The organism is Streptomyces sp. NPDC058964 (assembly GCF_042741275.1).
Lineage (GTDB): Bacteria > Actinomycetota > Actinomycetes > Streptomycetales > Streptomycetaceae > Streptomyces.
The window spans coordinates 31,401-39,607 of sequence record NZ_JBHYKH010000024.1; the positions used below are offsets into that span (position 1 = coordinate 31,401).

Sequence of the window (8,207 nt, forward strand, 5' to 3'; positions counted from 1 at the left end):
GGGGGGGGCGGGGCCGTGGGCTCTCCCACGCCCGCCCTCGACGTCGAGTGGATCGGCGAGGCAGCCGATCGCGCCGACCGGTTCTTCGGCGGCGACATCGGCGCCGAGAAGCAGCGGGCCGCCCGGCCCGACCTCGCCGACCCCAGCGGCCGCCTCCGCTTCACCCGCCGTGAGGTCCGCTGGAGCCGCCGCGTCCCCCTCGCCACCCATCTCGCCAACATCAGCAGTCACTCGGCCTTCCTCGTCACCACCGAGGAGCGCAGGACCGCCTTCCTCGACGAGGAGCGCGCCCACCTGCTGAAGGTCTTCCCGGACGGAGTCGTCGAGGAGACGTACGACGTCCTGCTGCTGGTGGCCACCCACACCTGACCCACAGGGTCTGCCGCCGAGTCCCGCCTGCCGTGCGACGCCTGCCGTGCGACGCCTGCCACGCACGCTCGCCACGCACGCCCGCCACGGGGCCGAACCGCCCGCGAGGCTCCGCCACGAGGGCGCTCCGGCGCCTTGCGGTCGCACGCTCCCCAAGCTCTGGGCTGCGCTTGAGCAGGGGGGACCCCCACGACGCCGCGCGGCCCGCCCCCCGGGCGGAGGGGAACTCAGCGACAGGCCCGGTCGGCGGCCCACCCCTCCAGGGCCGCCGCGCACGCCCGGTCCACGTACCGCAGCCCGCCCAGTTCCAGCCGCACCTTCCTGTCGCGCGGCACCGCCTCCAGCGCGTCCAGCAGCTTCGGCAGCCGCAGGAACGTCGCATGTCCCAGCACCCGCACGACGAGCCCCGCCTCCCCGCGGTCCTCGCTCTCCACGTGCACATGGCCGACCTCCCAGGCGGTCTTCGCCACCGCCAGCGTCAGTCCCACCAGCACGCCCTCGAACAGGTTGCCCAGGACGATCACCACCGCTGTCACCCCCAGCACCACCACCTCCCCGCGATGCCCGTGCCACAGCCCGCGCAGCTCCCGCACCGGCACCAGCCGGCACCCCGCGTGCACCAGCAGTCCGGCCAGCGCCGCCACCGGAACCACCCCGAGCAACCCGGGCAGCAGCGCCGTGAACACCAGCAGCCACACCCCGTGCAGCACCCGTGACGCCTTCGTGCGGGCACCCGCCTGCACGTTCGCCGCGCTGCGCACGATCACCGCGGTCATGGGCAGGGCGCCGAGCACCCCGCACACCGCGTTGCCCGCTCCCTGCGCGATCAGCTCCCGGTCGTAGTCCGTCCGCGACCCCTGGTGCAGCCGGTCCACCGCCGTCGCGCTGAACAGGGACTCCGCGGACGCGATCAGCGCGAAGGCGGCGATGGTCCCGAGCATGCCCACTTCCGTCAGCCGCCCGAAGTCCGCCGCCTCCGGGAGACGTACGGCATCGAGCACGCCGTGCACCTCGACCCGCCGCACGTCCAGGTCGAACAGCCAGGTCACCGCCGTCGCGCCCGCCACCGCCACCAGCGGCGCAGGCACCAGCCGGGCTCCCCGGCGCCAGCGCGGCCACAGCAGCAGTACGGCGATGGTGCCGGCGCCCACCGACAACGCCACCGGTCCCATCCGCCCCGGCAGTGACACCAGACCGGCGATCTTCCCGAGCCCGCCCGCCGGAGCGGCCGCGTCACCGAGCGCGTACACCTGCCCGGCCACCAGCACGAGCCCGATCCCGGCGAGCATCCCGTGCACCACCGCCACCGACACCGCCCGGAACCACCGGCCCAGCCGCAGCAGCCCGAGACCGATCTGCGCGAGCCCGGCCAGCAGCACCAGCACTCCGAGCGTCTCGACCCCGTACTCCCGCACGGCCTCGTACACCAGCACCGTCAGCCCCGCCGCGGGCCCGCTCACCTGCAGGCTGCTGCCCGGCAGCGCGCCGGCCACCAGACCGCCCACTATCCCGGTGACCAGCCCGAGTTCGGCCGGGACGCCGGAGGCCATGGCGACGCCCACACACAGCGGCAGGGCGACGAGGAACACGACGAGGGAAGCGAACAGATCGGCCTTGCCTGCGACACGGCGCATGACGACAGCACCTCCGAGGACGAGGGAGCGGGGCTCGCGAGTGCGTGAATGGCACTGAAATCCATTGTCGGAAAAGGGCGTTGGATCAGCGCCGGGTTCGTGTGGTCACCCGGTGAAGGCGGAAGCGCGCGAACGGACCGCGCTCCTCCGATCGCGCCGCAGCGCCCTCGCACCACCGCGCGCAACCCACTTGACGGGGGCTCGGCCCCGACGCATTATTCACCGCATGATGAATTACTCGTCCGGCCCACCGGAGACCCCGGCCGTCGAGGCCGACGCCCTCACCGTCGTCCGCGGCCCCCGCACCGTCCTGCGCGGCCTCGGCTTCACCGTCCCGCGGGGCCAGATCACCGGCCTGCTCGGCCCGTCGGGCTGCGGAAAATCGACCCTCATGCGCTCGATCGTCGGCACCCAGGCCAAGGTCTCCGGCACGCTGCAGGTCCTCGGCCGCCCCGCCGGCGACCCCTCCCTGCGCACCCGCATCGGCTACGTCACCCAGGCCCCCTCCGTCTACGACGACCTGACGATCCGCCAGAACCTCGACTACTTCGCCGCGATCCTCGACCCGGGCCGCGCCGCCGCCGAACGCCGCCGCCAGAACGTCACCCGCGCCATCGCCGACGTCGACCTCACCAGCCACGCCGACGCCCTCGCCGGCAACCTCTCCGGCGGCCAGCGCAACCGGGTCTCCCTGGCGGTGGCCCTCCTCGGCACCCCCGAACTCCTCGTCCTCGACGAACCCACCGTCGGCCTCGACCCCGTCCTGCGCCGCGACCTGTGGAACCTCTTCCACGACATAGCCGCCACCCGTGGCGCCACCCTCCTCATCTCCTCCCACGTCATGGACGAGGCCGAGCGCTGCCACCGCCTCCTGCTCATGCGCGAGGGCGAGATCCTCGCCGACGACACACCCGACGCCCTGCGCACCCGCACCGAGTCGGAGACCGTCGAGGCGGCATTCCTGCACCTCGTGGACGAGGCGGTCGCGGCAGGCCGCACCAAGGAGACGACCCGATGAGCACCACCGCGCCCGCCCCCAGCAGCGCCCTGAACCTCGCCCGCACCACCGCCACCGCGACCAGGGTCCTGCGCCAGCTCCGCCACGACCCGCGCACGATCGCGCTGATGATCCTCGTCCCCTGCGTGATGCTGTTCCTGCTCCGCTACGTCTTCGACGGCAGCGCACGCACCTTCGACAACATCGGCGCGTCACTCCTCGGGATCTTCCCCCTGATCACGATGTTCCTGGTCACGTCCATCGCCACCCTGCGCGAACGCACCTCGGGCACCCTCGAACGCCTCCTCGCCATGCCGCTCGGCAAGGCAGACCTCATCGCCGGCTACGCCCTCGCCTTCGGTGCCCTCGCCATCGTCCAGTCGGCGCTGGCCACCGGCCTTGCCGTCTGGGTCCTGGGCCTGGACGTCACGGGCTCACCGTGGCTGCTGCTCCTGGTGGCCCTGCTCGACGCGCTGCTCGGGACGGCCCTCGGCCTCTTCGTCTCGGCCTTCGCGGCCTCGGAATTCCAGGCGGTCCAGTTCATGCCCGCGGTGATCTTCCCCCAGCTCCTGCTCTGCGGCCTGTTCACGCCCCGCTCCAACATGCACCCCGTCCTCGAAGGCATCTCCGACGGCCTTCCCATGTCCTACGCGGTCGACGGCATGAACGAGGTCCTGCACCACACCGACATGACGGCGACCTTCGTCAGGGACGTGCTGATCGTGGCCGGATGCGCCCTGCTGGTGCTGACACTGGGAGCGGCCACCCTGCGACGCCGCACGACGTGACTCCAGGCGCCGGCCGACCGAGAGTTCGCGGGAACTTGAGGACGAGGCCGTCCAGGCCGAAGCGGGGGTCCGGGGGCGGCAGCCCCTGGGTGCGGCCGAAGGGGCGGCAGCCCCTGGGACGGGACAAGCATTTGGCGGCGGGGGCGAGACCCCCCGCGGCACCCCGGCAACGAACGTCCGCCCACCGGACAACCACGCCCACTCCTCCATACCGGTGCGAGGATGAACCCGGACGACGCAACCCCCCGGAGGGCCCCGCACCATGAGCCAGAAAGTCGCAGTCCTCGGCACCGGCAAGATCGGCGAAGCCCTGCTCAGCGGAATGATCCGAGGAGGCTGGGCCCCCGCCGACCTCCTGGTCACCGCCCGCCGCCCCGAACGCGCCGAAGAACTCCGCACCCGTTACGGAGTCACCCCGGTCACCAACCCCGAGGCCGCCAAGACCGCCGACACCCTCATCCTCACGGTCAAGCCGCAGGACATGGGCGCCCTCCTCGACGAACTCGCCCCGCACATCCCCGCCGACCGCCTGGTGATCAGCGGAGCCGCCGGCATCCCGACGTCCTTCTTCGAGGAACGCCTGGCCGCCGGGACCCCGGTCGTCCGCGTCATGACGAACACCCCCGCCCTCGTCGACGAGGCCATGTCCGTCATCTCCGCGGGCAGTCACGCCACCACGGAACACGTCGCCCTCGCCGAGGAGATCTTCGGCGCCGTCGGCAAGACACTGCGCGTCCCCGAGTCCCAGCAGGACGCCTGTACCGCGCTCTCCGGCTCCGGGCCGGCCTACTTCTTCTACCTGGTCGAAGCCATGACCGACGCCGGCATTCTCCTCGGCCTGCCCCGCGACAAGGCCCACGACCTCATCGTCCAGTCCGCGATCGGCGCCGCGACCATGCTCCGCGACAGCGGCGAACACCCGGTCAAGCTCCGCGAGAACGTCACGTCCCCCGCGGGCACGACCATCAACGCCATCCGCGAACTGGAGAACCACGGCGTACGGGCCGCTCTCATCGCCGCCCTCGAAGCCGCCCGCGACCGCAGCCGCGAACTGGCCTCCGGCAAGAAGGACTGACCGCCCGCCCCACGAGGGCGGCGGGTCACGCCACCGCGTCCACGACCTCCTTCGTCGTCACCACGCGAGCGAAGCCGCCCCCGTGCAGGGACACCGCCGACGCCTGCGCCACCTCGTCCGCGCCGCGCCGCCAGCCGAACGGGCCCTCCAGGTCGAACGTGTACGTCGCGTCGTACGCGACCAGCACGTCGTACCCGAGATTCCCGCCCATCCGGGCCGTCGTCTCCACACACATGTTGGTCTGGATCCCGGCCACCACGAACTGCGAGATCCCGTTCGCCGTCAGCCAGGCCCCCAGGTCCGGCGTGCCGAGGAACGCCGAGTTCACGGTCTTCGTGAGGAACAGCTCGGGACCGCTCCCCTTCCCCCTCCTCTCCTGCACGTACTCCTTGAGGTCGTTCCCCTCGTGCCCCGGCCGCAGCGGCGACCCGGGGTTCAGCGAGTCATGCCGTACGAAGACGACCGGCCGCCCCGTGGCCTGCCACGCGTCGACGAGCGCCGCGATGTTGTCATCGGCCTCCAGGTTGTTCCGGGGCCCCCAGAAGCCGGCCTCGTCGAAGCCCTTCTGCACGTCCACGACCACCAGTGCCGCGTTCTCTGCGATCTCCATGCCCACGATCCTGCCGCCGGGAGCACGCCCACCCCCAGAGGGTGAAAAGTCTGCGATCGATGGTTTACTGCCAGCCATGGAGTACGAGAACGTCTACCGCGTCGCCCTCCTCGCCTTCCCCGGCATCCGCGCCTTCGACGTCTCCGTCATCACCGAGGTCTGGGGCACCGACCGCACCGACCGCGGCGCCCCCGCCTTCGACCTGCGCAGGGTCGCCACCGGCACCACCACGCCCATCCCGATGCGCGGCGGCCTCGACCTCCACCCCGACCGCACCCTGACCTGGCTGAACCGAGCCGATCTCATCGTCGTCCCCGGTCTCGACGACCACCTCACTCCCGCACCCGCCCCCGTCCTCGAGGCCCTCCGCCGCGCCCACGCCCGCGGCACCACCCTCGCCGCCCTCTGCGGCGGCGCCTTCACCCTCGCCCAGGCGGGCCTCCTCGACGGCCGCCGGGCCATCACCCACTGGAACCTCGTCGGCCTCCTGCGCGCACACCACCCACACGTCACCGTCGTCCCCGACGCCCTCTTCATCGAGGACGACAACATCTGGACCGCAGCCGGTACCGCGGCCGGCATCGACCTCTGCCTCCACCTCGTCCGCCGGGCCCACGGCGCCGAGGCCGCCGCCACCATCGCCCGCTCGATGGTCACCGCCCCCTTCCGCACCGGCACCCAGGCACAGTTCATTGAGCACCCCACCCCACGGGCGGACCGGGACGCCGACACCCTCGCCGCCGTACGGGAACACGCCCTGCGCCGCCTGCACGAACCGCTCACGGTCGCCGACCTGGCCGCCCACGCGGGCATGTCCCCACGCTCCTTCGCCCGGCACTTCACCGCCGCCACCGGCACCACACCGCTCCGCTGGCTCCTGGACCAGCGCATCGCCGCGGCCCAGAAGCTCCTCGAACGCACCGACCTGCCCATGCCCGAGGTCGCGCGCCGCGCCGGCTTCGGCAGCGAGGTCACGATGCGCCAGCACTTCGCATCGCGCCTCGCCACCAGCCCCCGCGCCTACCGCGCCGCGTTCAGCGCGGGCTCGGCCACCGGCGGCAGCAGCCCGATCGCCCGATAGGCGCTGTCGACGGTCGGCCGCGCCATCGCCCGGGCCTTCTGCGCACCACGCTGCAGCACCTCCTCCACATATCCCGGGTCGGCGCACAACTCCTTGTGCCTCGCCTGTACGGGCCGGAGAGCCTCGATCACCGCGTCCGCGGTGTCCTTCTTCAACGCGCCGTACGACTCGTATGCGTCACCCAGGGCCTCCGGGTTCCCACCCGTGCACGCGGCGAGGATCTCCAGCAGGTTCGTCACCCCCGGCCGGGCCTCCCGGTCGTACGCGACCTCCCGGCCGCTGTCGGTCACAGCCCGCAGCACCTTTCTGCGCACCACGTCCGGCTCGTCGAGCAGATAGACGATGCCCGGCCCGGAGTCCTCCGACTTCCCCATCTTCGACGTCGGGTCCTGCAGGTTCATCACCCGCGCGGCCACCTGCGGAAGGGTCGCCCTCGGCACCACGAACGTGTGCCCGTAGCGCTGGTTGAAGCGCACGGCCAGATCCCGCGTCAGCTCCACGTGCTGCGCCTGGTCGTCCCCCACCGGGACCTCGTCCGCCCCGTAGGCCAGGATGTCCGCCGCCATCAGCACCGGATACGTCAGCAGGGACAGCCGCACGCTCCCGCCGCGGGCCCGCTCACGCGCGGACTTCTCCTTGTACTGGATCATCCGCCGCATCTCACCGTCGGTGGCCACGCACTCCAGCACATAGGACAGCCGCGCGTGCTCGTCCACATGGCTCTGTACGAACACGGTGCACAGCTCCGGATCGAGTCCCGCAGCCAGAAGCAGCGTCGCGCCCTGCCGGGTGAGCCTGCGCAGCCGTGCCGGATCGTGGTCCACGGTCATCCCGTGCAGATCGACGATGCAGAACAGCGCGTCGGCCTGGTGCTGGTCCACCGCGGCCCACTGCCGCATGGCCCCCAGGTAGTTCCCCAGCGTCAGGTGTCCGGTCGGCTTGATACCGCTGAAGACCCGTGTCATCCCTGCTCCATCTCCTGGTCGGGACCGCCGTCCCGGCCGGCCGGCTCTCGGGAGCCCTGGAGGGGGAAACGAGAACGGCCGCCGAGGCGGCGGCCGTTGAGTGCATACGTGAGTACGGCCGCCGTCAGGCGGCCCACCACTGCTGGGTGCACGTACGCGTCATCACGTGCCACAGAGTACGCCTGTGGGGGCCCTTCGCGCCGTGAGTTGACACGCCCCACCCCGATCCGTACTGTTCTCCGGGTTGTCCGACGTGAGCGCCGACTCCGGTCGGTCCCCGGACAGCCATTCCGCAGGTACCAACCGACAATCGGCGATCCGTCGTCGTGTGCTTCGGCGTGCGTATTTGCGAAATGAGGAATCCGCGTTCGAGAGAGCGCAGGCCCCGATTAGCTCGGGAGCCAGGAATCCGCTAAAGTCTCACTCGTCGGAACGGCCCAACAGCCGTGAAGACAAACCCCGCTGACTGGGAATCAGGCCCGAAAGGATCTGATAGAGTCGGAACCGCCGGAAAGGGAAACGCGAGAGCGGAAACCTGGAAAGCACCGAGGAAATCGGGTCGAGAAAAGATCTGATAGAGTCGGAAACGCAAGACCGAAGGGAAGCGCCCGGAGGAAAGCCCGAGAGGGTGAGTACAAAGGAAGCGACCGTTCCTTGAGAACTCAACAGCGTGCCAAAAGTCAACGCC

General features: G+C 71.3%; 8 protein-coding genes and 1 pseudogene. 5 read left to right on the top strand and 4 right to left on the bottom strand.

The genetic code is table 11. From position 1 onward, the window contains the following. Positions 1–369: pseudogene (locus tag ACFW2E_RS05330) on the top strand (SAM-dependent methyltransferase); the annotation flags it as partial. A gap of 227 nt (positions 370–596) precedes the next feature. On the opposite strand, the gene ACFW2E_RS05335 reads toward ACFW2E_RS05330, so the two are convergent. Further along, the gene (locus tag ACFW2E_RS05335; protein ID WP_384461692.1) at positions 597–2,003 is read right to left on the bottom strand and encodes a SulP family inorganic anion transporter; all 1,407 of its coding nucleotides are present in this window, start codon (positions 2,001–2,003) and stop codon (positions 597–599) included. A gap of 226 nt (positions 2,004–2,229) precedes the next feature. Here ACFW2E_RS05335 and ACFW2E_RS05340 point away from each other — a divergent pair, with 226 nt between their 5' ends. The 3 genes from ACFW2E_RS05340 to proC all read left to right on the top strand — a co-directional run bounded on the left by ACFW2E_RS05340 (position 2,230) and on the right by proC (position 4,863). Next, positions 2,230–3,021, top strand: a complete 792-nt coding sequence (locus tag ACFW2E_RS05340; protein ID WP_384461695.1) for an ABC transporter ATP-binding protein — start codon at positions 2,230–2,232, stop codon at positions 3,019–3,021. Next, entirely contained in the window at positions 3,018–3,788 is a 771-nt protein-coding gene (locus ACFW2E_RS05345) for an ABC transporter permease (RefSeq protein ID WP_384461698.1), read from the top strand. The genes ACFW2E_RS05340 and ACFW2E_RS05345 overlap by 4 nt, the downstream gene beginning before the upstream one ends. Before the next feature lie 262 nt (positions 3,789–4,050). Beyond that, positions 4,051–4,863, top strand: coding sequence for a pyrroline-5-carboxylate reductase (gene proC, locus ACFW2E_RS05350; RefSeq protein ID WP_384461701.1), 813 nt, complete (start codon positions 4,051–4,053; stop codon positions 4,861–4,863). 25 nt (positions 4,864–4,888) lie between these two features. On the opposite strand, the gene ACFW2E_RS05355 is transcribed toward proC, so the two are convergent. Beyond that, entirely contained in the window at positions 4,889–5,473 is a 585-nt protein-coding gene (locus ACFW2E_RS05355) for a cysteine hydrolase family protein (RefSeq protein WP_384461703.1), read from the bottom strand. 76 nt (positions 5,474–5,549) lie between these two features. On the opposite strand from ACFW2E_RS05355, the gene ACFW2E_RS05360 reads away from it, so the two are divergent. Beyond that, positions 5,550–6,554: a GlxA family transcriptional regulator gene (locus ACFW2E_RS05360; RefSeq protein ID WP_384461705.1), complete on the top strand. Its 1,005-nt coding sequence runs from the start codon at positions 5,550–5,552 to the stop codon at positions 6,552–6,554. On the opposite strand, the gene trpS is transcribed toward ACFW2E_RS05360, so the two are convergent. Together trpS and ACFW2E_RS05370 are read right to left on the bottom strand one after the other, a co-directional pair. Further along, positions 6,494–7,519 carry a tryptophan--tRNA ligase gene (gene trpS / locus ACFW2E_RS05365; RefSeq protein ID WP_384461708.1) on the bottom strand — a complete coding sequence of 342 codons (1,026 nt, stop codon included), beginning with the start codon at positions 7,517–7,519 and terminating at the stop codon, positions 6,494–6,496. The two genes, ACFW2E_RS05360 and trpS, sit on opposite strands and share 61 nt — an antisense overlap. Then, complete coding sequence (locus ACFW2E_RS05370; protein WP_384461711.1) at positions 7,516–7,692, bottom strand: hypothetical protein; 177 nt, start codon at positions 7,690–7,692, stop codon at positions 7,516–7,518. The genes trpS and ACFW2E_RS05370 overlap by 4 nt, the downstream gene beginning before the upstream one ends. Between the last annotated feature and the right edge of the window lie 515 nt (positions 7,693–8,207).

What these genes read in the sequence shown, in the direction of transcription:
- ACFW2E_RS05335 (WP_384461692.1), bottom strand. Translation starts at nt 2,003, where the DNA reads ATGCGCCGTGTCGCAGGCAAGGCCGATCTGTTCGCTTCCCTCGTCGTG.
- ACFW2E_RS05340 (WP_384461695.1), top strand. Translation starts at nt 2,230, where the DNA reads ATGATGAATTACTCGTCCGGCCCACCGGAGACCCCGGCCGTCGAGGCC.
- ACFW2E_RS05345 (WP_384461698.1), top strand. Translation starts at nt 3,018, where the DNA reads ATGAGCACCACCGCGCCCGCCCCCAGCAGCGCCCTGAACCTCGCCCGC.
- proC (WP_384461701.1), top strand. Translation starts at nt 4,051, where the DNA reads ATGAGCCAGAAAGTCGCAGTCCTCGGCACCGGCAAGATCGGCGAAGCC.
- ACFW2E_RS05355 (WP_384461703.1), bottom strand. Translation starts at nt 5,473, where the DNA reads ATGGAGATCGCAGAGAACGCGGCACTGGTGGTCGTGGACGTGCAGAAG.
- ACFW2E_RS05360 (WP_384461705.1), top strand. Translation starts at nt 5,550, where the DNA reads ATGGAGTACGAGAACGTCTACCGCGTCGCCCTCCTCGCCTTCCCCGGC.
- trpS (WP_384461708.1), bottom strand. Translation starts at nt 7,519, where the DNA reads ATGACACGGGTCTTCAGCGGTATCAAGCCGACCGGACACCTGACGCTG.